20 protein-coding genes and 1 pseudogene are annotated in these 21,120 nt (G+C 73.4%); 7 read left to right on the top strand and 14 right to left on the bottom strand.

Going from position 1 to position 21,120, the window contains the following annotated elements; translation table 11 throughout:
* Positions 1-449: sensor histidine kinase KdpD (locus tag FRAQA3DRAFT_RS36905; RefSeq protein ID WP_009738657.1), on the top strand; the 449-nt coding region annotated here is incomplete at its 5' end.
* A gap of 264 nt (positions 450-713) precedes the next feature.
* Positions 714-1,475, top strand: a complete 762-nt coding sequence (locus tag FRAQA3DRAFT_RS08500) for an SDR family oxidoreductase (RefSeq protein ID WP_009738656.1) — start codon at positions 714-716, stop codon at positions 1,473-1,475.
* A gap of 66 nt (positions 1,476-1,541) precedes the next feature.
* Here FRAQA3DRAFT_RS08500 and FRAQA3DRAFT_RS08495 read toward each other — a convergent pair whose 3' ends face one another.
* The 7 genes from FRAQA3DRAFT_RS08495 to FRAQA3DRAFT_RS08465 all read right to left on the bottom strand — a co-directional run bounded on the left by FRAQA3DRAFT_RS08495 (position 1,542) and on the right by FRAQA3DRAFT_RS08465 (position 6,169).
* A complete protein-coding gene (locus FRAQA3DRAFT_RS08495) occupies positions 1,542-2,660 on the bottom strand; it encodes a methyltransferase domain-containing protein (RefSeq protein ID WP_009738655.1) in 1,119 nt (372 codons plus the stop codon).
* On the bottom strand, positions 2,660-3,523 hold the full coding sequence (locus FRAQA3DRAFT_RS08490; RefSeq protein WP_009738654.1) for a radical SAM protein: 864 nt from the start codon (positions 3,521-3,523) through the stop codon (positions 2,660-2,662). Before FRAQA3DRAFT_RS08490 ends, FRAQA3DRAFT_RS08495 begins: the two co-directional genes overlap by 1 nt.
* Before the next feature lie 37 nt (positions 3,524-3,560).
* A complete protein-coding gene (locus FRAQA3DRAFT_RS08485; protein WP_009738653.1) occupies positions 3,561-4,415 on the bottom strand; it encodes a PHP domain-containing protein in 855 nt (284 codons plus the stop codon).
* Positions 4,405-4,626: a hypothetical protein gene (locus FRAQA3DRAFT_RS08480; protein WP_009738652.1), complete on the bottom strand. Its 222-nt coding sequence runs from the start codon at positions 4,624-4,626 to the stop codon at positions 4,405-4,407. Before FRAQA3DRAFT_RS08480 ends, FRAQA3DRAFT_RS08485 begins: the two co-directional genes overlap by 11 nt.
* Positions 4,626-5,408, bottom strand: coding sequence for a hypothetical protein (locus FRAQA3DRAFT_RS08475; RefSeq protein WP_009738651.1), 783 nt, complete (start codon positions 5,406-5,408; stop codon positions 4,626-4,628). The genes FRAQA3DRAFT_RS08480 and FRAQA3DRAFT_RS08475 overlap by 1 nt, the downstream gene beginning before the upstream one ends.
* A gap of 2 nt (positions 5,409-5,410) precedes the next feature.
* Entirely contained in the window at positions 5,411-5,812 is a 402-nt protein-coding gene (locus tag FRAQA3DRAFT_RS08470; RefSeq protein ID WP_009738650.1) for a hypothetical protein, read from the bottom strand.
* Positions 5,813-5,896: 84 nt separating this feature from the next.
* Entirely contained in the window at positions 5,897-6,169 is a 273-nt protein-coding gene (locus tag FRAQA3DRAFT_RS08465; RefSeq protein ID WP_009738649.1) for a DUF397 domain-containing protein, read from the bottom strand.
* A 417-nt stretch (positions 6,170-6,586) separates the two neighbouring features.
* Between FRAQA3DRAFT_RS08465 and FRAQA3DRAFT_RS08460 the strand changes: the two genes are divergently transcribed.
* Both FRAQA3DRAFT_RS08460 and FRAQA3DRAFT_RS08455 read left to right on the top strand, forming a co-directional pair.
* Positions 6,587-7,828, top strand: a complete 1,242-nt coding sequence (locus FRAQA3DRAFT_RS08460; RefSeq protein ID WP_198287048.1) for a helix-turn-helix domain-containing protein — start codon at positions 6,587-6,589, stop codon at positions 7,826-7,828.
* Positions 7,829-7,964: 136 nt separating this feature from the next.
* Complete coding sequence (locus FRAQA3DRAFT_RS08455) at positions 7,965-8,270, top strand: hypothetical protein (protein ID WP_232291973.1); 306 nt, start codon at positions 7,965-7,967, stop codon at positions 8,268-8,270.
* A gap of 631 nt (positions 8,271-8,901) precedes the next feature.
* Here the strand turns inward: FRAQA3DRAFT_RS08455 and FRAQA3DRAFT_RS36900 are convergent.
* The 4 genes and pseudogenes from FRAQA3DRAFT_RS36900 to FRAQA3DRAFT_RS32710 form a co-directional block, all read right to left on the bottom strand.
* Positions 8,902-9,096, bottom strand: a pseudogene (locus FRAQA3DRAFT_RS36900) (IS607 family element RNA-guided endonuclease TnpB); the annotation flags it as partial.
* Positions 9,097-9,180: 84 nt separating this feature from the next.
* Complete coding sequence (locus FRAQA3DRAFT_RS08450; RefSeq protein ID WP_009738646.1) at positions 9,181-9,630, bottom strand: VOC family protein; 450 nt, start codon at positions 9,628-9,630, stop codon at positions 9,181-9,183.
* A gap of 1,899 nt (positions 9,631-11,529) precedes the next feature.
* Positions 11,530-12,831, bottom strand: a complete 1,302-nt coding sequence (locus FRAQA3DRAFT_RS36895; RefSeq protein ID WP_232291972.1) for an ABC transporter ATP-binding protein — start codon at positions 12,829-12,831, stop codon at positions 11,530-11,532.
* A 367-nt stretch (positions 12,832-13,198) separates the two neighbouring features.
* The gene (locus FRAQA3DRAFT_RS32710) at positions 13,199-13,390 is read right to left on the bottom strand and encodes an ABC transporter substrate binding protein (protein ID WP_232292099.1); all 192 of its coding nucleotides are present in this window, start codon (positions 13,388-13,390) and stop codon (positions 13,199-13,201) included.
* Positions 13,391-13,605: 215 nt separating this feature from the next.
* Here FRAQA3DRAFT_RS32710 and FRAQA3DRAFT_RS08430 point away from each other — a divergent pair, with 215 nt between their 5' ends.
* Positions 13,606-15,564: a hypothetical protein gene (locus FRAQA3DRAFT_RS08430; RefSeq protein ID WP_035922570.1), complete on the top strand. Its 1,959-nt coding sequence runs from the start codon at positions 13,606-13,608 to the stop codon at positions 15,562-15,564.
* Between the two features lie 16 nt (positions 15,565-15,580).
* On the opposite strand, the gene FRAQA3DRAFT_RS08425 is transcribed toward FRAQA3DRAFT_RS08430, so the two are convergent.
* Together FRAQA3DRAFT_RS08425 and FRAQA3DRAFT_RS08420 are read right to left on the bottom strand one after the other, a co-directional pair.
* Positions 15,581-16,627: a hypothetical protein gene (locus FRAQA3DRAFT_RS08425; RefSeq protein WP_009738643.1), complete on the bottom strand. Its 1,047-nt coding sequence runs from the start codon at positions 16,625-16,627 to the stop codon at positions 15,581-15,583.
* The gene (locus tag FRAQA3DRAFT_RS08420; RefSeq protein ID WP_009738642.1) at positions 16,624-16,968 is read right to left on the bottom strand and encodes a PadR family transcriptional regulator; all 345 of its coding nucleotides are present in this window, start codon (positions 16,966-16,968) and stop codon (positions 16,624-16,626) included. The genes FRAQA3DRAFT_RS08425 and FRAQA3DRAFT_RS08420 overlap by 4 nt, the downstream gene beginning before the upstream one ends.
* Positions 16,969-17,059: 91 nt before the next feature.
* On the opposite strand from FRAQA3DRAFT_RS08420, the gene FRAQA3DRAFT_RS08415 reads away from it, so the two are divergent.
* On the top strand, positions 17,060-17,707 hold the full coding sequence (locus tag FRAQA3DRAFT_RS08415; protein ID WP_009738641.1) for a TetR family transcriptional regulator: 648 nt from the start codon (positions 17,060-17,062) through the stop codon (positions 17,705-17,707).
* Here the strand turns inward: FRAQA3DRAFT_RS08415 and FRAQA3DRAFT_RS08410 are convergent.
* Positions 17,698-18,651 carry an acetoacetate decarboxylase family protein gene (locus FRAQA3DRAFT_RS08410; protein WP_009738640.1) on the bottom strand — a complete coding sequence of 318 codons (954 nt, stop codon included), beginning with the start codon at positions 18,649-18,651 and terminating at the stop codon, positions 17,698-17,700. The two genes, FRAQA3DRAFT_RS08415 and FRAQA3DRAFT_RS08410, sit on opposite strands and share 10 nt — an antisense overlap.
* Positions 18,652-18,984: 333 nt before the next feature.
* On the opposite strand from FRAQA3DRAFT_RS08410, the gene FRAQA3DRAFT_RS08405 reads away from it, so the two are divergent.
* Positions 18,985-21,120, top strand: a 2,136-nt coding sequence (locus FRAQA3DRAFT_RS08405) for an AAA family ATPase (RefSeq protein ID WP_009738639.1), incomplete at its 3' end; no start/stop codon positions are given.

Raw genomic sequence — 21,120 nt, 5'->3', positions numbered from 1 at the left:
TCGGCGACCCGGACCTGCTGCGCCAGGCCGTCGACAACCTGCTCGCCAACGGGGTGCGCCACGCCCCGCCCGGCAGCGCCGTCGAACTGCGCGGCCACCGTGCGCCGGGGCGCGCCGACGGGTCGCCCGGCGTGGTCGTCGTCCGGGTCCGCGACCACGGCGCGGGATTCCCCGCCGCCTTCCTGCCGCACGCGTTCGAACGGTTCCGCCGCGCGGACGCCGCCCGCGCCCGCGACGACGGCGGCGCCGGGCTCGGCCTGTCCATCGTCGCGGCGATCGCCGCCGCGCACGGCGGCACCGCCGAGGCGGCCAACGACCCCGGCGGCGGCGCGGTCGTCACGATCATCCTGCCCGCCGCCCCCGGCCCAGCCACGGCCCGCCGCCGTCCGGATCATGATCGCGCCCGGCCCTCGCCGTTCGGGCTCGGTGGGTCGACAGCCGGAGGTTGAGCACGCCTGCGGCGACGGGAACCGTCGGCAACCTCCAGCACCTCGTACTCCAGCACCTCATACTCCAGCACGTCGTACTCCAGCACGTCATCGCCCACTCCGAGTGCGTCACGTCATGAGATGGAGACGCTAGGTGTGCACACTGGTGGGCGGGCGTCGGGGGCCGACCATCTTCACGCCACCTGTCACGTAGCGGCGGGCTGCCCCGTCTGCCTGCATGGCGGGTCGTCCGCCACGCTCCGGCGCGAAGAGGGGAGCTCCACAGTGAAGATCGTCGTCATCGGGGGAACCGGGCTCATCGGCTCGAAGCTCGTGCACCGGCTGGCCGGGCACGGGCACACCGCGATCGCCGCCTCGCCGAGCTCCGGCGTCGACACCCTGACCGGCGAGGGGCTGGCCGAGGCGCTGGTCGGCGCCGACGTCGTCGTCGACGTGTCCAACTCGCCGTCGTTCGAGGACCGGGCCGTGCTGGAGTTCTTCCGGACGTCGACGGCGAACATCCTCGCCGCCGCGGCCGCCGCCGGCGTCGGACACCTGGTGGCGCTGTCGGTGGTGGGCACCGAACGGCTGGCCGAGAGCGGCTACTTCCGAGCCAAGATCGCCCAGGAGGCGCTGATCCGGCAGGGGGATCTGCCGTACTCGATCGTCCAGGCGACGCAGTTCTTCGAGTTCGTCGCCAGCATCGCCGACGCCGCCACCGTGGCCGGCACGGTCCGCCTGGCAGCGGCGCCCTTCCAGCCGATCGCCGCCGAGGACGTCGCCGCCGCCGTCGGCGTCACCGCGCTCGGCGCGCCGGTGGGGGGCACCGTCGAGGTGGCCGGCCCGGACCGGTTCCGCCTCGACGAACTCGTCCGCCAGCACCTCGCCCGCCGCGGCGACCCCCGCCCGGTGGCGACCGACCCGCAGGCCCGCTACTTCGGCGCCCTGCTGGACGAGCACACCCTGGTCCCCGGGCCGGACGCCCTGCTGGCCAGGACCCGGTTCGAGGACTGGCAGGCCGTCACCGGCGCCGCAGCCGGCCGCTAGCCAGGGCGCTTCGCTCGTCGCCCCCGGGACCGCGCCCTGCGGGGGCCCGGCGACACCGCCCCATCCCTAGGGCGCCGGGGCGGGGATGGTTGCCTTCCAGTCGCCGAAGGCGAGCCGGATCGACCCGTCGTCGTCGACCTGCGCGCGGGCGCCGAGGACCGGGGTCCATCCCCGGCGGAGCCAGTCGTCGCGGACGCCGTCGAGCACATCCCACAGACGGCGGGGCCCGCCCTGGTGGACCATCGGCGGCTCGGTGCCGACTGCGGTGGCGCGCGCCCAGGACCCGTCCGGGTGGGCCATGAACGCGGTGTGCCGGCCGCCGGGTTCGCGTCGGTAGCGGTGCGCGATTCCGGGCACTGCCAGGGTCAGCATCGTCGACAGTTCCCAGGCGTTGATGATGTCGAGGACCGGGTACCGTCCGGTCCCGACGTGCTCGCCGTCGCGTTCGTCGAGCTCGTCGGCATCGACCGCGGACGACGGGTAGTCAGGGCGGCTACGGGCGGACATGAACGCGGCCCAGTCCCGCTCGACCTGGCCGACGACCCCCTTTCGGGTCTTCGTCACGGTGAGGATCATCCACGTTCCGGCGATCGTGGTGACCAGCCGGCCGCCGAGACGTAAGGCGGCCAGCCAGCTTGGTGGGATGTGTGGCACCGAGACCATGGAGACGATCCGGTCGTACTCGCCCGGCAGCGGGCCGGTGGCATCCGCCGCCAAGGCAGTGGGGTGCAGGCCGAGGGCTGCCATGCGCTGCGCGGCGGCCTCGACCAGGTAGCGGTCCACGTCGACCGTCGTGACGTGCTTGTCGCCGTAGCGGCGGGCGAGCAGCGCGGCGCCGTACCCGGACCCGGCACCGACGTCGAGGATGTCCAGGCCCTCAGCGAGATGGGCATGCCGGTACATGGTCAGAACCAGGCCCGGATGGGTTGAGGATGACGTCGGCCGACCCTCGGGCCGATCATTTTCGGCCGCGTGGTCGGCGTGGAGCGGGCCGATGCGGGTGGCCAGCGATCGGTTGGCATAGGCGTCCTCGATCGGCCCGCGGCGCAGCACCCACCCGTCGCCCTGTGTCCACCAGGCGGGCACAAACGCGTGCCGCGGGGTGCCGGCGACGATCGGGTGCCAGCGTGAGCCGGGATGGGTGACCTCGTCGGCCAGGGCACGGGCGTGGGTCTGCCAGTCCATCAGCATGCGTTCGGGTCGGGCTCGGGCTTGGTGGGTCCGCAGGGCGGGGTGTCGCTATCCGGGTTACACACGTCGCCGGCGGTCCGGGGCCGCGGCACCGAGCCCACCGCGTCCCGCCATCGCTGCCCGGACAGGAGCTCGGCCAGCGGGGTGTCCAGGACGTTCCCGCCGTCGCGGTCGGTCATGATGCACGGGGTGATCCTGCCGTCGGGGCCGACGGCGGCGCGGCCGAGCCCGCAGTTCCCGCAGGGCCCCGCCGTCGCGTCACCGGCGGCCGCGCGGCCGAACGCGCGGACCTTGTCGACACGGATGTTCGTGACGCCGAGGCTGAGCAGCTCGGCGCGCGCCGCGTCGACGTCGGCGGTCCCGGTGTCGATGAGGCCGACGCGCAGCGGGACGCCGAGCTGTATCGCCTTGATGATGTTGCCGCGGGTCCGGGTGTGGGAGCCGCGAGGGCCGGTCACCTGCTCATGCTCGGCCGGGACGCTGCTGTAATAGCTGGTGGCGATTCGCACGCCGGGTTGCCCGAAGATCTTCCACGTGCGCGTTGTCACGTACACGAGGTTTGTGAAGACCTCAACGTCCAGGTCGAGACCGAGCGCCCGGTCGACTAGATCGGGGAGCGCCGGGTAGAGCGTGGGCTCGCCGCCGATGAACTGCACCGTGCGCACCCCGAGGGCGGCGGCGGCGTCGATCACCGTGAGCCAGTCGTCGAGGCTCATCGTTCCGTGGTCGCCTGCGGGACCGGAGTGGTTGTAGCAGTGCTTGCAGTTGAGCGTGCAGGCTCGGGTGAGATCCAGCCATAGGAACGTGGTCGGGCTGGTCTGGGTGTCAGGGCTGGTGATGGTTGCGGCGGGGGGCATGGCGGCTCCTCTGGTTCCGTGATCGGGATGCGGACGATCAGGCCATGATCGGCTTCGCGCCGGTGGTGGCGGCGACCAGCGCCTTGTATGCCTCGCGGCTGGTCGTCTCGGCGCCGAGGCCCTGCGGCTTGCGGCTGCCGTGGAAGTCACTCGATCCCGTCACGATCAGGCCGAGCTCGGCGGCGAGTCCGCGGAGCTCACCGCGGGCGGCGGCGTCATGCTCGGGATGGTCAACCTCGACGCCAGCCAGGCCCGCGCGGGCCAACGTCTCCAGGTGATGGTCGTCGAGCGGACTGCCGCGCTTGCCGCGCGGGTGGGCCAGCACCGGGACACCCCGCGCCTCCAACACCAGCGGCAGGATGTCCTGGATGTCCGGCTGCCACTTCGGCACGTAGTAGGGGCTGCCGGAGTCGAGCCATGCGGGGGTGTACGCCTCCGCCACCGTCGTCAGGATCCCGGCGTTGACCATCGCCTGCGCGATGTGTGGCTTGCCGATCGTGGACGTCCCGGCGATGGTCACCACGTCCGCCCACAACAGCGGGTAGCCGGCGTCGGTGATCTTCCCGACCATTATCTGTGCGCGTTCGATCCGGGCCTGCCGGATGCTGGCCAGCGTCGCAGTGAGCGGCTGATACCACCGATTCATCAGGTAGACGAGGAGGTGCGCGGTCTGCATCTGGCCGTCAACCTTGATGTCGCAGGAGATTTCCACCCCCGGTATCAGGGTGAGCCCGGATGGGAGTGCGGCGGCGGCGTCGTCGATGCCCGCGTAGGTGTCGTGGTCGGTGAGCGCGACCACGGTCAGCCCCGCGGCGGCGGCCCGCCGGACGAGGTCGGCCGGGGAGACATCGCCGTCCGACCTCGTGGAATGGGCGTGAAGGTCAATCGTCATGACGTCCGTCCGTGAAAGTGCTTATGTCGACCTGGAGCTGTACCAACGTCCCGAGAACGACCGTGTCCGCGGAATTCCCGTCCTCGTCTTCCACTCGGATGCGCGTCCCCGCAACCGGGACTCCACCCGGGAAGTCCTCCGGGAGCGCCGAGAGCGTCAGGTCCGGGCCAAGATCGTTGAAGTCCACGGAGATCACTGAACGTTCGTTCATCACGACTCGCCCCCCGGGCAGTCGACCATCGAGACGAGACGTCGCCCACCGGCGGTCGGCATGATCTGATTGCGGCCGACGAGCTGTACATCTCCACCAGTTATCGCCAGCCGGAGCCAGGTGGTCAGGTCTTCCACGGCAACGCCGAGACGCTGGGCGATCACCGTGGTGTCTACCGCATCCCCGGCCCGCGGGTTCTGACCGGCTATCACCGCCCACACGTCCAGCTCGTCGACCGGCTCGCCCCGGAGCCGGCGGGCGTGCTCCACCCCGGCGGACGCCAGCGTCCACATCTGCCCGGACAGGTGCAGCAGCCGGCCGGCGACCAGACCAGCGAGGCGGATCTCCAGCCACACCGGGTCGACCGGCCCGGCTGGTACGGCGAGCCCCGCGGCGATGGTCTCCGTCGGCGCGTGCCGGCCGCTGCCGAGGATCAGGCTGAGGACTGTCCACAGCTCCCGGCCGCGCAGCCCGGCGGCCGGCCGGTTGGCCGACGATGGTTCGTAGCCGTCGAACGCGGCGGCCGTGTAAACGTGGCGTTTGCCGGCACGTTCAGCGGCGACGAGGCCGCGAGCGACCAGCACTCGCAGGATGACCGTCATGTCGGCGACGGCGACCCCGGCAAGATCCGCGGCACGTTGCGCGTCGAACTGGCCGCCGCCGAGCAGCGCGGCACGCCGGTGCGCGGCTGCCAGTGCCCGGCGGACCCGGTCCGGGTCGACACCGGCGGCCGGTGTCTGCCGGGGCAGGAGCCGCGGCGGATCCTGCAATGCTCTACCCATGATCAGGTGCCTGCGGCCGACTCGGTGGCACCGGCGAGCTCCCGATCGCCGAGGTGGGGGAGCTGGTCAAGCGTGCCGGCCCGCACCGCAGCGTCGAGCGCCCGCCAGACCGGCTCGGGCAGGCGGACCTCGTGCCGGTGGAGATAGCCGTACCCGAGGACTATTCGGTCCCCGTCGAGCCGTACGCGGCCACCTGATGTCGCCCACGGCGACCATGCCTCGCCCAGCCGGTCAAGGCGGCCCACGCGGACCGCTTTGGCCAGGCCCATCCAGACCACCAGCGGCAACCGAACGTCTCCACTGGTCTCGGCGGTGTGGTAGCGGATGACGACCTCGGCATCGGAGTGGGCGGCCCGGACGGCCGGCGCGTCCGGGGTGGCCTGTGCGGTGGCCTTCCAGGACATGATTTCTCCCAGGGGGTGGGGTGCCTGCCCGCCGCCGTCGTCGCGGACGGCCTCCCGGGCGGGCAGGCGGTCAACGGGGAGGCCTCAGACGAGGTGGTTGAACTCGTCGTCCTTCACGCCGTCCAGGAACGCGGCGAACTCCTCGCGGGAGAAACCGAGGACCGGGCCGTCCGGGCTCTTCGAGTCGCCGATGGCGATCCCTCCGCCGGGCACCCGGGCGACCTGGACGCACATGCCACCGGCACCGTTGCTGTAGCTGCTGGTTTGCCAGGGCAAGGACTTCGGGTCGACGCCGGACAGGTTCGGCTTCTGCTCGGCAGGGTCGGGCAGGTCGTCGTGGCCGATGAGGTCGGGCATGGGTGTGCTCCGTGGTGAGAGGGGATGGGGGGTGGCTGCCCTACCCGCGGGGTTTTCCGCAGCCATCTGCCCACGCGGATCGGGTGTGCGCGTGGGCGGCTGCGTGCGCGCCGCGGGTAGGGCAGCATCAGACGCCCGGCGCGCTCGGGGAACACACGCCGGGCCGCATCGCGGGAAGGTCCGGGCACGGCGCCGTTGACGCGCCCGTCCCTCCCCGCCCGATGCCGCAGACCGGCCGCCCAGGAAGCGACTCCGAGCGCATCGGCGTCCCCTCCCGATCGTGTCGGCCGGCTGACCTGCCGGTGGGGGTATGACACACTCCGCACCAGGCCAGCCACAACGTGTGTGTGGTGTGGGTGTGGGGCCACACCACACCCCGCGAGCAGGGGGAATGCCGTGGAGTCGTGGAAACTCGAGATGGCCGAGTTCGCGCGACGGATCACCGAGCTACGCGGTAGCCGATCCGTACGCGGCTTCGCCAAGGACGCGCGCGTCGACCGGGCTGACCTGACCCGGGTCGAGCAGGGCGAGCTGCTGCCATCTGAACGTATGGCAGCGCGCCTTGATAGCTATTGCGCCACCGGGGATGAGCTCTCACGCTGGAGACGACGGATCCACGCCATGCGTACCGGTCTACCGGTGCCCCCCACGGACGAGGAGGTGGGTCCGACGGACCGCCGCGAATTCGGCCTGCTCGGGGCCGCCGCCGCTGCCGCCCAGATCTCGGGACGCATTGCCGCAGCCGCCGCGATCGCACCTCCGACCCTGCGCGAGATCGAGGCTGACATCAATGAGATCGCCGGGGCCTACATGACCACGCCGGCCATGGTCCTGGCCGAGCGCGCGGAACGCGGGTGGCGGTCGACAGAGCAGATGCTGGATGGCCGGGTACGCGGGCGGACGCGCACAGTCCTGGACCTGCGGGCCGGCCAGTATTCGATCTATCTGGCGTTGACCGCCAACGACTTGGGCGAGCAGGCGGCCAGCGACACCTATCTCGACCTAGCCGGCCAGCACGCTCAGGAGGCAGGAGACCGGCTGCTGTCCGACTGTGTCGCCGCCGTAGACAGCAGCTTCGAGTACTTCCGGAACAATCCTCATCGCGCGCAGGCTGTCGCCGCCGAGCGCCGTCGTAACGCACACCCGTACGCGAGGCCCATGCTCGCCGCGTGCGAATCCCGGGCTGCGGCCCGCGGCGGTGACGAGATCGGCGCCCGGGTCGCGCTCGACGACGTGTGGAGCCACGTGTGGGCGGGCCCGGTGTTGCCTGGTGAGGTGCAAGTGGATGAGGATCAAGCGCTGGCTCAGACGGCCGCGATCCTCTCAACGTTGGAGGATCCGGCGTCGGAGAAGTTCGCGCGTCGGGCGGTGGAGGCCCATCGCGCCGCGGGGCGCGCGACGAACCTGGGCGGCTCCTACAACGCCCTTGCGCGCAGCTACCTGTGCCGCGCTGAGCCGGATCCGGAGCGGGCCGCAGCAGCAACGCGCAGCGCGTTGGAGGCGGTCGGCGACCAACGCACGTCATGGGTGGTCGGCCCGGCCGCGCAGACATGGCGACGGCTGGATACCCGCTGGGGATCACTGCCGGCGGTGCGAGACCTTGGCGAGCTCGTGGCGGCGGCGCAGCGGCCCGCACTTCCGGCCGGAGCGGACGTCTGACGCGCACGCCCTCGCTGGAAGAACTCGGCCGCCGGGTCGCCGCGGTCTGACCCTCGCCGGCCGGTGACAGCTCCGGCTGTTCCCCTGCCGTTCCCGCCGGCCCCGGGGCTACCGTCGACGCGGTACGACACCGGGCGTGGACGGAGAGCAACCAATGGTGTGGAACAAGCGGGGCAATACCGACGGCGGGGCGTCGTCGGGCAGAGGTGGCACGAAACGCGGCGGCAAGCCGCCCGTGGTCCGTGACGACAGCGACCCGGACAGGCGGAAGGCCGGCGGCAACACCGGGGACAATCCGGTCGAGTTCGGCACGTGCTCCGCCTGCAACGGGAAGGGCGAGGTGGAGACGGGCCGGCAGGAGTTCGACGAGGACGGCCGGTTCGCTGGGAATGCTGTCACGAAGTGCACGGCGTGTGGTGGCAGTGGGCGGGTGAAGAAGTGAGCGAGGACGTCGGCGCGGAGAAAATCGTTCCGATGATCTCTGTTACTGCCTGCCGGAAATGCCGCCGGGCCCGCGGCGCGGCGCTCGCTGGTGTCCGGGGTGTCCGGGCGTCGTCCAAGGACGGTTCCGGACGCTGCCCTCACGGCTTGGTGGACCGGACGGTCTGGGCTCCAGGCGAAGGGCCCGGTTCCGAGCCACCAGAGGATCCTACGACGCCGGAGCAGCGCCGCCGCGGGGCGGTATGAACCTCCGCTGCTCGGCCTGCCGTCGCGCTCTCGGCATGTCCCGTGTCCGGGTGGCCCTGGGCGTGGCCGGTCTGCCTGCGGTCGGGAGGTTGACGTCGGTGTGCCCGGAGCATGGGGCGCTTCGGCGGCCGGTCGAGGGTTCGGTGGCGGACCTGACGCCGCCGGAGGAGCGCCGCCAGGGCCCGGTCTGACCCGGCATCTGGCGAGGTACCCGTTGCATGAGAGCGCTGAACAGTGCCGTTCATGCCGCCTCGCCTAGCGGTGAGGCACCCCCGGTCTCGCCGGCCGGAGCCGTGCCGGGTTCCCGTTTCACTGCCACCTGCCACCTGCCACCTGCCACCTGCCCCGTGGTCGGGGTCCTCTGGTCGGCTCCACGGGCGTTTACCGTCTCCGACCGGGCCGAAACTGCCGGTGGTGTACCGGAAGCTGTCACGGGCCTTCCCACGCTTTGTGAACCTCGGGAAACCGACGCGGCGCCCCCTGCGTTTCCCCGTGCGAGAGTCGGTGAACTTCTTCAGCCCGCGGGCAAGCTGGTCCAGGCCGGCGGAGTAGGCCTCCTTCGAGCACTCCGCCGGCCACGGCGGCCTGAGCGTCGTTCGGGTCGAGCGCGAACCGAAAGCCCTACCCAGCGCTACCCGACGCTGAAACGGCAGCAGCATTCACCCCTAACGCTGGTCGCGGCGCAGCGGGTGCTCGGGCGGGATCTCGACGACCACGATGGGGATGCCGTCCGGGTCCTCGATCCACATCTCGTCGAGGCCCCACGGCTCTCGTTGCGGGGCGCGCACGATCGGCACCCCCGCGGCGGCGAGCCGGCGGTGCTCGGCGACGAGGTCACGCACCTGCAACCACAGGCGAACCTGCCCCGCGCCTGCCCCCGCCGGCTCACCCGAGCCCCCGGCTCCGGTCGCGTCGCCGAGGGCCGCGGTGTGTGCCGGGCGGTCCGCGCGGCCCGAGACCTCCAGCAGGCTCTGCCCCAGGAAGAACACCAGGCCGGGGTCGTCCGGTGGCCCGAACTCCCGGTAGATCGCAAGCCCCAGCGTGTCCCGGTAGAAACGGCGGCTACGCCCCGGATCGACGGGCCTGATCAGGATGCGACTGCTGAGAACCTCCATCCAGCCAGTCTCCCCCTGACGTCCCCGACGGACCGCCATCGCCGCCGGAGTCGTCGGGAGGACTGGGGTCGTCCCGCTCGGGCCCACGCCATGCCGGTTCGCCGCGCAGCATCCGGCGGGCATGCCAGAACAACCGGTGACGGCGCCGCAGCGGGAGGTGCTCGTCCTGCCGATTGCAGCACGTGTCGAAGCCGCTGGTCTCCAGAGGGGCCTCGCCGGGCTGGCGCGCCAGCCCGGCGCGGTCGTGGCGGCGCTCAGCCGCCGCGCAGCGTGCGGGTGACCCCGGCGGCGACGGTCGTGGCCAGGGTCCACCCGGCGGCGATGAGGAAGTAGGCGAACCAGATCGTCCAGCCGCGGGCGGCGAAGTCCTTCTCCTGCCCGAAATCGATCAGTGGTAGCAGCAGGTCGAGCGCATACACCCCCGCGTGGAACTGCGCCGGCGTGACGCCCTCGGCCGGTGCCGGCGGCCGCAGGCTGAACACCACCCCGCCGGTGAGAACGAGAAGCGCGATCCAGCCGGCGGCGCGCACCGGGCGGTAGCCGTACCCGACCAGCGCATCCTGCAGGTAGCTCCACACCCGCGCCGCCGGCCCGAGCGAGGACCGCCGGTGCCGGTGCCCGGCGAGCAGCACCGTCCGCGCGTCGGCGTCGCGACCCTGCGCGCGGTAGGTCGCGGCGAGCTGGCCGTAGACCTGCGGCCGGTAGCCGCCGGGATCCAGGCGTAACCAGCGCCACCGTGGTCCGTCGTCGCCGGCCGCATCGAGGCCGTCGTAGCGCAACCCGTCGAGCAGGAGCCTGTCCGGCCAGGTCGCCGGATCGTCGCGCAGCAGCCCGAGGGCGGCGTGGCGCAGATCGACGGTGCCGCCCGGCGTGATCAACGGCCGTAGGACCAGCTCCCGGGCGGTGAGATGCCGCGCGTCGAGCGCCACCCCGCGCGAGCGCCCGCCACCCTCGTCGCCGTCGTCCTCGTCGCTGCCACCCTCGTCGCCGTCGTCCTCGTCGCCGTCGTCGAAGCCCTCGCCGCAGTCGGGGGCGCCGGCGTCCCCATCGCCGGTGCGGGCCGCGCCGCGGGCCCTCGTGGCGTCGAGACGGGCTCCCTCCAGGCATACCCGGCTGCCCACCCGGGCGTAGCCGATGTCCACCTTTCCCACGGCGTGGAAGCCGTCGCAGCAGTTCAGCATCGTTCCCACGGACAGGTCGGCCGCGGACAGCGCGGTGCCGGCCCGATTGTGCAGGTGCGCGCCCTCCAGCCGTACCGCGCCGCCCACGACCGCGTTGTTCAGCCGCATCTCTCCGTCGCAGTGGAACGGGCGCGACGCGGCATCGGGCGGGAACTGGAGCACCTCGGCGGGATGGTGGGCGACGATGTCGTTCTCGACGTGCAGACGCGTCGCGTCCAGAGCGACCCCCCGCTGCCGCACGCGCGTCCCGGTCAGCAGCAGCGCGCCGTGGATCCGGGTTCCGATGAGCCGGATCTGGCCGTCCGACTCGCAGCGGTTGAGCCGGAGGTTGCCGTCCACGCTCGCGGTCGACAGGGTCAGCCCCCGAAACCGGGTTCCGTTGAAGCTGAGCTGGCGGGTCCGGGCGCCGTAGAGGAGGAGGCGATCGTCGAGGACGCAGCCCCGCAGCCGGACAGGGAAGTCGAGCACGGCGTGGGTGAGATCCAGCGTCCCCGTGATGTGGGCCCTGGTGAGCCGTAACGCGGTCGCCGGCCCCGGGCCGCCGACGTCCCCGCCGTCTCCGTTTCCGCCATCGCCGTCGCGGTCACCGCGGTCCTCGTCGCCGTCGCCGTCGTCCTCCTCGCCGCCGTCGCCGTCGTCCTCCTCGCCGCCGTCGGGGTTGTCGGGGTCAGGACTGCCGCGGTCAGGGTCGCCGTGCCTGCCGTCGCGGCCGCGACGATCAGATCGGCCGGCTCGGCCGGCGCCGACGTCCGCGGCCCCGAGCAGCAGGTCGCGCAGGACCTCGGCCCGGACGGTCTGGTCCAGGCGACCGGAGAGGTCGACGGTGCGACCCAGCGGCAGGGCGTCGCGGATCTCCCGTTCGACCGCGGTGAGCTGGCGCACGCTCACCGGGTCGTCGCATCCTGGTCGTCGGCTGCGGCGGCGGCCGACTCGGTGCCCCGGGCGGTTGCGCGGGTGCCGGCCGTCCGCACCGCCCGCCCCCCGATGATCGGCCGTGCCACGGCGCCACGTTACCGCCTGCGCCGCAGGGGGCGGGCGGGCGTCGGCCTCCGGACAGCGCACCCGGCCTCGTAGGTGAACCATCGGCCCTCGTCCGGGTTCGTGGGGCGTCGTCGATCACCGGCCCGTCGGACGGCGGTCGGGGAGCTGGTCGGCCCGGGTCAGCGCGACCGCTGCGCCGGGGCGGACGCACGGCGATCGCCTGCAGTTCGACGAGCACGACGGGGAGCGCGAACCCGGTCACCAGGGTGGTCCGCGCGGGCGGCTGCGCCGGCCAGACCGCGGCGAAGGCGCTCAGGGCGCTGCGGTCGCTCAGCGAGTCGCCGGCTCCGGTGCTCCTGTCGATCAGCCCGCCTACCGTCATCTCGGACTTCTCCGTCCCGTCGTAGTCGGCGATCACCCGGCCCCGGCTCATCACCAGCAGCCGGTCGCCCAGGGCGAGCGCGTGATCCATGTTGTGGGTGACCATGACCGTGGTGGCGCCCAGTTCGCCCACCAGCTCGGTGGTCAGCGCGAGCACCGTCGCGGTCGTCCCCGGGTCCAGCGCCGCCAGGTGCTCGTCGAGGAGCAGCACCGACGGTGCGCTCAGGGCGGCCATCACCATCGTCAGGCTCTGGCGCTGGCCCGCCGAGAGCAGCCCGACGCGATCGGCGAGCCGGTTCTCCAACCCCAGACCCAGACCGGCGACGTGCTCGCGCATGACGGCCCGGCGCCGCGCGGTCACGGCGAACCGCAGCCCGCGCGCCCGCCCGCGGGCCATCGCCAGCGCCAGGTTGTCCTCGATGGACAGCTCCGGCGCGGTGCCCGCCCGGGGATCGTCGAAGACCCGCGCGATCCAGCCGGCGCGGCGGTGGTCGGGCAGCCGGGTGACGTCGCGGCCGTCGAGGTGGACCCGGCCGCGGCTCGGGCGGGCCGCACCCGAGATCGTCTGGATCAGACTGGACTTCCCGGCGCCGTTCGTGTCGACGACGGTCACGAACTGCCCGCGCTCGAAGGTGACGCTGAGGTTGCGCAGCGCCACACATCGTGTCCGCCGTGCCGAGGCCCAGCGTGGGGGTGTCGAGCACGTGCAGGTTCACACTGAACAGCCCGATGCTCATCACCAGGCCGGCGAGCAGCACCGGAACCCGCAGCAGCAGGTGGATCAGCGCCGTGACGGCTCCGGCGGCGGCCGCGCCGGCCGTGCCCGCCAGCAGGGCGAGCCAGCAGGGCGAGCCAGCTCGGCCAGCCGTGCACCAGCGCGAGCGCGCACACCGCGCCACCGCTGACGAAACTGCCCTCCACGGTGAGGTCGAAGTCCGCCCGCAGCCGGAAGACGGTGTAGATGCCGAGGAACACCGGCACCAGCGGCAGGCCGGTCACGAGCATGTCCAGCAGGACCTGGGTCATCACTGGACCGTCGCGGAAGTCAGCAGGTCCGGCGGCAGCGTGATCCCGAGTTTCGTCATGGTCGCCTTCTGGACGGTGAACTCGACCCCCGACGGCTGCCCGAATCCCACCTCGGCGGCGGGCGTGCCCGTCAGCACCTTCGCGGCGGAATCGGCGGCGAGGCGGCCGAGCGTCGGGTAGTCCGGGCCGATGCTGGCGAGGATGCCCGCGACGGTCGCGCCGCCGCCGCAGACGTAGACCGGCCGCCCGGGTGAGCCGGGGGCGCGTACCGGCCGGTGGAGTGGGGGAGGATGCTCGGCATGCCGGACCGTCGCAGTTCGCGCCTGCCTCGCCGTGCCCGGATGGCCTGCCCGGCCGCCGGGTGGCGCGGGCCGTGCCTCACCTCGGCTGGAAGGTGCGCGCCCTGTTGACGACGACCGAACCGGCGCGGCGGCCGGCCGGCCCGCGGCGCCTGCGGCAATGGCTGCTGGCCGGCACCGAGCAGGCCCAGCAGCACTCCGGCCCGCACGCCCGTCCCACCGAGGAGCACCGCCTGCACCCGTGGTGGCGGGTGATGTGCCTGACCGGCGTCGACTACTTCTCCACCCTCGGCTACCAGCCGGGCATCGCCGTGCTCGCCGCCGGCGCGGTCAGCCCGATCGCGACGGCGGTGCTGGTGCTGGTGACCCTCGCCGGCGCGCTGCCGGTCTACCGCCAGGTCGCCCGGGACAGCCCGCACGGCGAAGGCTCCATCGCCATGCTGGAAAAGGAGCTGTCCTGGTGGAAGGGCAAGCTACTCGTCCTGGTGCTGCTCGGCTTCGCCTGCACCGACTTCCTCATCACGATCACCCTGTCCGGCGCCGACGCCACCGCCCACCTGCTGGAGAACCCCTACGCGCCGCACGCGCTGGAGGGCCACCAGGTCGCGGTCACCCTCGTGCTGCTCGCCCTGCTCGGCGGGGTGTTCCTGCTCGGCTTCACCGAGGCCGTCGGCATCGCCGTCGTGCTCGTGGTGATCTACCTGTCCCTCAACGCGGTCGTCGTCGCCGACGCGCTGGCGACGATCGTGGCCCATCCGCACCTGTTCGACGACTGGCATGCCCTGCTCGTCAACGAGCATCCCGACCCGCTCGCGCTGATCGGCTTCGCGCTGATCGTCTTCCCGAAGCTGGCGCTGGGGCTGTCCGGCTTCGAGACCGGCGTCGCGGTGATGCCGCTGGTCCGCGGCGACCCCGGCGACAGCGAGGACAACCCGACCGGCCGCATCCGCGGCGCCCGCAAGCTGCTGACCACCGCGGCGGCGATCATGGCCGTGTTCCTCATCACCAGCAGCCTGAGCACGACGCTGCTCATCCCGGAGAAGGAGTTCGAACCCGGCGGTGCGGCCAACGGCCGGGCGCTTGCCTACCTCGCCCACACCGAGCTCGGCAACGCCTTCGGCACCGTCTACGACGTCAGCACGATTCTCATCCTGTGGTTCGCCGGCGCCTCCGCCATGGCCGGCCTGCTCAACCTCGTCCCGCGCTACCTGCCCCGCTACGGCATGGCGCCGCAGTGGGCCCGCGCCGTGCGGCCGCTGGTCATCGTGTTCACCCTCGTCGGCTTCGCCGTCACGATCGTCTTTCGGGCCAGCGTCGACAAGCAGGGCGGCGCGTACGCCACCGGTGTGCTCGTCCTGATCACCTCGGCGGCGCTCGCGGTCACCCTGTCCACCGCCCGGCGCGGGCGGCGGGGGCCGGCGATCGCCTTCGGCGCCATCGCGGTCGTGTTCGTCTACACGACCATCGCGAACATCATCGAACGGCCCGACGGGCTCATCATCGGCTCGATCTTCATCATCGCGATCATCGTCGTGTCGTTCTCCTCCCGGGTGGCGCGTTCCTTCGAGCTGCGCGTCACCGGGGTGCGCCTCGACCCGACTGCGCAGCGGTGGGTGCGCGAGTCCGCCGCGACCGGCGCGCTGCACCTGGTCGCCAACGAGCTCGACGTCGGCGACGCCGCCGAGTACGCCGACAAGGTCCGCAAGGCGCGCGAGGAGCTGTTCGTGCCCGAACACGTCCCGCTGCTGTTCCTGGAGGTCGACATCCCGGACTCCTCGGAGTTCGAACGCGAGCTCGACGTCCGCGCCGAGGACCGCCACGGCTACCGGATCCTGCGGCTGACCAGCACCTCGGTGCCCAACGCGATCGCCGCCCTGCTCCTGCACCTGCGCGACCTCACCGGCGTCCGCCCGCACGTGTACTTCGAATGGTCCGAGGGCAACCCGATCCTGAACTTCCTGCGGTTTCTGTTCTTCGGCGCCGGCGAGGTCGCCACCGTGACCCGCGAGGTGCTGCGCGAGGCCGAACCCGACCCGGAACACCGCCCCTTCGTCCATGTCGCCTGAGCCGGGTCGGGTTCGTTCACTGCGTCTTCGAGATGTCGCGACCACCCGCCGGCTGGTGGGAGTCCCGCACGATGCGCAGTCCGGCGGCGTGGGCCAGATCGAGCACGGCCGCCAGCGCGGCGGCGCCGAGCACGAACACGAATCCGCCCCCCGCGTAGTTGTTCTCCCATCCCCAACGGTCGTAGCGGATCGACGCGGCGATCGGCATCAGTGACCACGTCGCGCCGACGACGAAGGCCGCGACGGCCCAGCCGGGTCGCCGCACGCTGACCACGGTCGCGACGCCGACGCCGACGATGACTGCGGCCGGCACCATCATCTCGACGGTGTCGACCAGCCCGCCGGAGCCGCGGTAGGCGGTAAGTGGAAAGCCGTAGTACGCGTAGCCGTTGCGATGGAAGAGCCAGACGCTGGAGGCCGCCGCCACGGCGAGAAGCAGGCCGCACAGCGCCGCCGCGGCGAGCAGGTCCCGGCGGCGGACCGTCGTCGGCATCCCACCCCCTGCCATGGCGGCCAGCAGGCACAGCACGACGAGCAGATACAGCTGCGGCCGCTCGACGTCGGTCCACCTGGCGACCAGCACCGCCGCACACGTCGCCAGGCAGGTGAGGCCCGACAGTGCGCGGGCGGCGCGTCGGGCGCCGACCCACGCGGCGACGAACGCGGACACCGGCAGCGGGTAGACGGCGGCGCCCACGGTGACGAACGGGCCGAAGGTCAGACCGGTGCTGGGCGCGTAGCCTTCGCCTGTCGGGAACGGTTCGGGCAACAGCTCCGCCACGACGAACAGGCCCGACGACAGCACGGCCACGGACGCGAGCGCCAGGACCGCGACCCGGTGACGCACCACCGAGGGCACCAGGCCCAGCGAGGCGCCGAACCGGGCGGCGAGGCCGTGGGCGACCAGGTCCACGACGTCACCGGGGCTCGGCCTGGTACGTCCGTCGGTGTCGGCCATGTCCAGCAAGGTGGCGACGATCTCGTCGCCGTGCTCCTGGCGCCAGCGACGTGGATAGCACCTCAGCAGCCGGCGGTAGGTGACCTCGAGTCGCGCGGCCGTCATGCCGGCGCCGTCCCCATCCCTCGCCGCGACCGCAGCCGGCGGTCGGCCTCGGCGGCGTTCCCCCGCAGCCGGGCGGCCTGCGCGGCGAGAACCTCGGCGCCGGAGTCGGTGAGGTCGTAGTAGCGCCGGAGGCGACCGTCGACCACCTCCTCGCCGCTGTGGCGCACCAGACCCTCACCGGCCAGCCGGTCGAGGGCGGCGTACAGCGTGCCCGCTCGTAACGTCACCCGGCCAGCGGAGATGACGCCGATCTCCCGGATCAACGCGTACCCGTGCTTGGCGCCGTCGGCGAGCGCTGCGAGCACCAAGAAGGTCGGCTCACGCATGTCGTCGAGACCCATGCCATCAACATATATCGATGATCTGACTATTGGACGCCACGCTCGTGCGCACGTCGCCTGTGCCGCCCGCGAGGGCCGTTACATTGCGCCCATGGGCGAAGCGACCATGGGCGAAGCGGGGCTGCGCGCACGCCGCCGACGGCGCACCCACGACGCGCTGTCCGCCGCGGCGATCTCGCTGTTCCTCGAACGCGGCTTCGACGACGTCTCGGTCGCCGAGATCGCGGCGGCGGCCGAGGTGTCCAAGCCGACCCTGTTCGCCTACTTCGCCACCAAGGAAGACCTCGTCCTGCACCGCATCCTCGACCATCGCGGCGAGGCCGCCCGGGTGGTGCGCGCGCGGGCGCCCGGCGTGGCGCCGCTGGCCGCCGTGGCGGCGCACCTGCTCGCCGGGCTCGACCGGCGCGAGCCCGTCACCGGCCTCAACGACGACCCCGAGGTGCTCGCCTACCACGCCATGGTGTTCGCGACCCCGAGCCTGCTCGGCCGGCTCGCCCAGCACGCCGGCCAGGACGAGCAGGCCCTCGCCGACGCCCTCGCCGAGGCCGCGCCGCAGGCCGGTGAGCTCGCCGCCCGGCTCGCCGCCGCCCAGATCATCGCCGTGCAGCGCGTCCTGGCCCGGGAGAACTGGGCCCGGCTGCGCGCGGGCGAGGATGTCACCACGCGCCACCCGGCGGCGGTCGCGGCGACGCGGCGGGCCTTCGACGCCCTGCGCCGCGCCCTGCCCGACTACTCCTGACCTCCGCCCTCGGGGTCCGCCCCGGGCGCCGCCCCGTCGGTGCCGCCGCCGGTACACCCGCCGCGGACGGCGGCGGTGAACAGCCCGAGCTGCCCGCGCAGGCCGGTTGCCGTCACGGTCAGCAGGGGCCGGCGGGTCATCCCCAACGCGGCCATCCGGCCGGCCATCGGATGACTCCCCAGCTCCACCCGCGCCCGTCCCCGGCCCAGGCGGACCCCGCGCAGCCGCACCGGCATCGCCCCACGCAGCAGGACCCCCGCCCGCGGGCCGTCCGGCAGCACACTCCACAACGGGATCCGGACGCGCACCGGGAACGGCACCCGCACCCGGCCCGCCCCCAGCCGGGCGCGCAGCACGAACTCAGCGCCCCCGCCAGCGCCCCCGCCGCCACGCCCTACTGCGTATCCCGAGGCCTGCGTGTCCGAGGCCTGCGTGTCCGAGGCCTGCGTGTCCGAGGCCTGCGTGTCCGAGGCCGCTGTGTCCGTTGCGTCCCTCCGGGCAGGTGGGAGGGGGTGTCGCGGGGCGGCCGGTGCGGTCTCGACCACGACCGAGGTCGCGTCGTCGGTGAGATGGACCTCGGCGGTCATCAGCCATTTCGGCAGCGACCAGATCGCCCGGCCGGCGTCGCGGGTGAACGATCCGGTCACCGGCAGGTCGACGAGGTGCAGGCCGCGCCGCCCGCCCGGGCCCCGCACGGCGACCCCGACCGCCACCTCGTCGTAGCGGCCGAGCACCCACGGTCCGTACCGGACGACACCCAGCACGCCGACGGCCTGTCCCGCGACGGTCCAGGGGGTCAGGCCGGTGCCCGCCAGCACCCCGCGAGCCGCGTCGGGACTGGCCCGGAAGACCGCGACGGCGGCCCGCGCGTCCGTGATCGTCACCGGCAGGCTGATCGACCGGTCGTGGACGCGCCACGTCCCGGCCCGTGCCGTCCGTGCCATGCGCGCACGCACCTCCCTCGCTCCCGTGCCCGCCCTTCGCCCGATCTTCGGCCGATCTTCGCGCGGGCCGTGGTGGACGCCGGCGGTGCCCGCGCCGCCGGGTCGGTCGGCTGCCTACCCGCGTCACCGGACCACTAGGCTGATCATCCCTCCACTGCCCGGCGCCGGTTGCGGCGCGCTGTGTCAGGTCTGGGCCGCCGGGGCCGTCACGGAACGCACCGCGACGCGTCCGCCGTGCCGAGCTCGCCGGACCGGATGTCACGGCCAGCATGCGCGGCACCGCCGAGGGTGCCGAGGGCGCCACGTATTCTTTACCGGGTTAAGAAAGGGGTCATGGTGGGGACTGGGAGCCGAGGCATCGGACGAGATGCCAAGCGGGAGCACGACACCGAGGTGGAGGCGCAGGCCGAGGCGGAGCTGGCGGGCGAGGCGGAGCTGGCGGGCGAGGCGGAGCTGGCGGGCGAGGCGGAGCTGGCGGGCGAGCGGGACTACCTGCGGCGGGGCCGCGCGGCGCTCGCGGGCATGCGGGCCGAGGCCGAGCGCACGCAGGTCGCCGGTGGCGACCCGATCGACGACAAGGTGACGATCGCGTACCTGAGGATCGCCCGGCAGCGGCGGATCGCCGGCCTCGCCGACGGTGAAGGGACCGCGCCGTTGTTCTTCGCCCGCCTCGACTACGCCCCCGACGTGCCCGGGGTCGCGGGCCGACGGTTCTACCTCGGGCGCAGGCACGTGCGCGAGTCGGCCGGCGACGACCCCCTGGTCGTCGACTGGCGCACCGACGTGGCCCGGCCGTTCTACCGGGCCCACCGCGGCGACCCGATGGGCGTGCTGCGCCGGCGACGGTTCGGCTACGACGGCGCCGAGCTCACCGCCTTCGAGGACGAGCCGCTCACCCGCCCCCGGCCCGCCCCCGGCGAGTCGGCGCCGGTGGCGGCCGGGGGGCTGCTCGAACGGGAGATCGAGCGGCCGCGGTCCGGCCCGATGCGCGACATCGTCGCCACGATCCAGCCCGAGCAGGACGAGATCGTCCGCGCCGACCTGTCGGTGAGCGTGTGCGTCCAGGGGGCGCCGGGGACCGGCAAGACCGCCGTCGGCCTGCACCGCGCCGCCTACCTGCTGTTCACCCACCGCGAGCGGCTCGCCCGGGAGGGGGTGCTCGTCGTCGGGCCGAACCGGGCCTTCCTCGGCTACATCGCCGCCGTCCTGCCGGCCCTCGGTGAATTCACGGTGCGGCACAGCACCCTCGACGAGCTCGTCGCCACGGCCACCGTGCGCGGGGCGGACGGGGCCGAGGCGGCGACGCTCAAGGGCGACGCCCGGATCGCCACCGTGGTGCGCCGGGCGTTGCACGACGGGCTGCGCCCGCCGGACGGGCCGGTGCCGGTGGCCACCCGGGCCGGGCGGTGGACGGTGGGGGAGGAGGAGTTCGCCGACCTGTTCGCCAAGGCCGCGGCCGCGCTGCGCGCCGGCACGATCCGCTACGCCGCCGCCCGCGACCGGCTCGCCGGCCAGCTCGCGGGCGCCGTCCGCCGGCGCGCCGAGGCGGGCGGGCACTTCTTCACCGACGGCGCGATGGGCACCCTCGCCCGCGGCCGGGCGGTCCGCGACGCGGTCGAGGCGGTCTGGCCGAAGGCGGACGCGCCCACCCTGGTGCGCCGGCTGCTCACCGACCCCGCGCTGCTCGCCCGCGCCGCCGACGGCGTGCTCGACGCGGCCGAGCAGGGGGTCCTGCTCGCCGCCGCGCCGCCCGGCGGGGCCCGCACCCTGCGCTGGTCGCCCGCCGACGCGTTCTGCATCGACGAGGCCCGCGACCTCATCGACGGCACTCCCGGCTTCGGCCATCTGATCGTCGACGAGGCGCAGGACCTCTCGCCGATGCAGTGCCGTGCGCTCGCCCGGCGCTGCGCCGACGGCTCGCTGACCGTCCTCGGCGACCTCGCCCAGGGCACCACCCCGTGGGCGGCCACGTCCTGGGCGGCCCAGCTGACCCATCTCGGCCGGCCCGGCGCGCACGTGGAGGTGCTCACCCGCGGCTACCGGGTGCCCGCGCAGATCCTCGGCTTCGCCAGCCGCCTGCTCGCCCACATCTCCGCCGAGCTCACCGCGCCGACCTCCGCCCGCACCGCGCCCGGCGCGCTCGCCGTCCTGGCCACCGCCGACGTCGCCGCCACCGTCACCGACCAGGTCGCTCGCGCGTTGGGCCGCGACGGCTCGCTCGCCGTCATCGCCGCGGACGCCGACGTCGCCGCCCTCGCCGCGGCGCTGGGCGACGCCGGCCTGCCCGTCGACGAGCTCAGCGCCGACGCGACGCCGTCGCGGGCCTGCCTGGTGCCCGCGTCCCTGGCCAAGGGCCTGGAGTTCGATCACGTCATCGCCGTGGAGCCGGCGGCGATCGTCGCAGGGGAGGCGCATCCCCGCCTCGGCCTGCGCCGCCTGTACGTGGTGCTCACCCGGGCCGTCAGCGAG

Origin of the sequence: Frankia sp. QA3 (assembly GCF_000262465.1) — a bacterium.
Taxonomy (GTDB): Bacteria; Actinomycetota; Actinomycetes; order Frankiales; family Frankiaceae; genus Frankia.
Note: the sequence above shows the minus strand (reverse complement) of the source record. Positions and strands in the feature narration are given on the sequence as shown.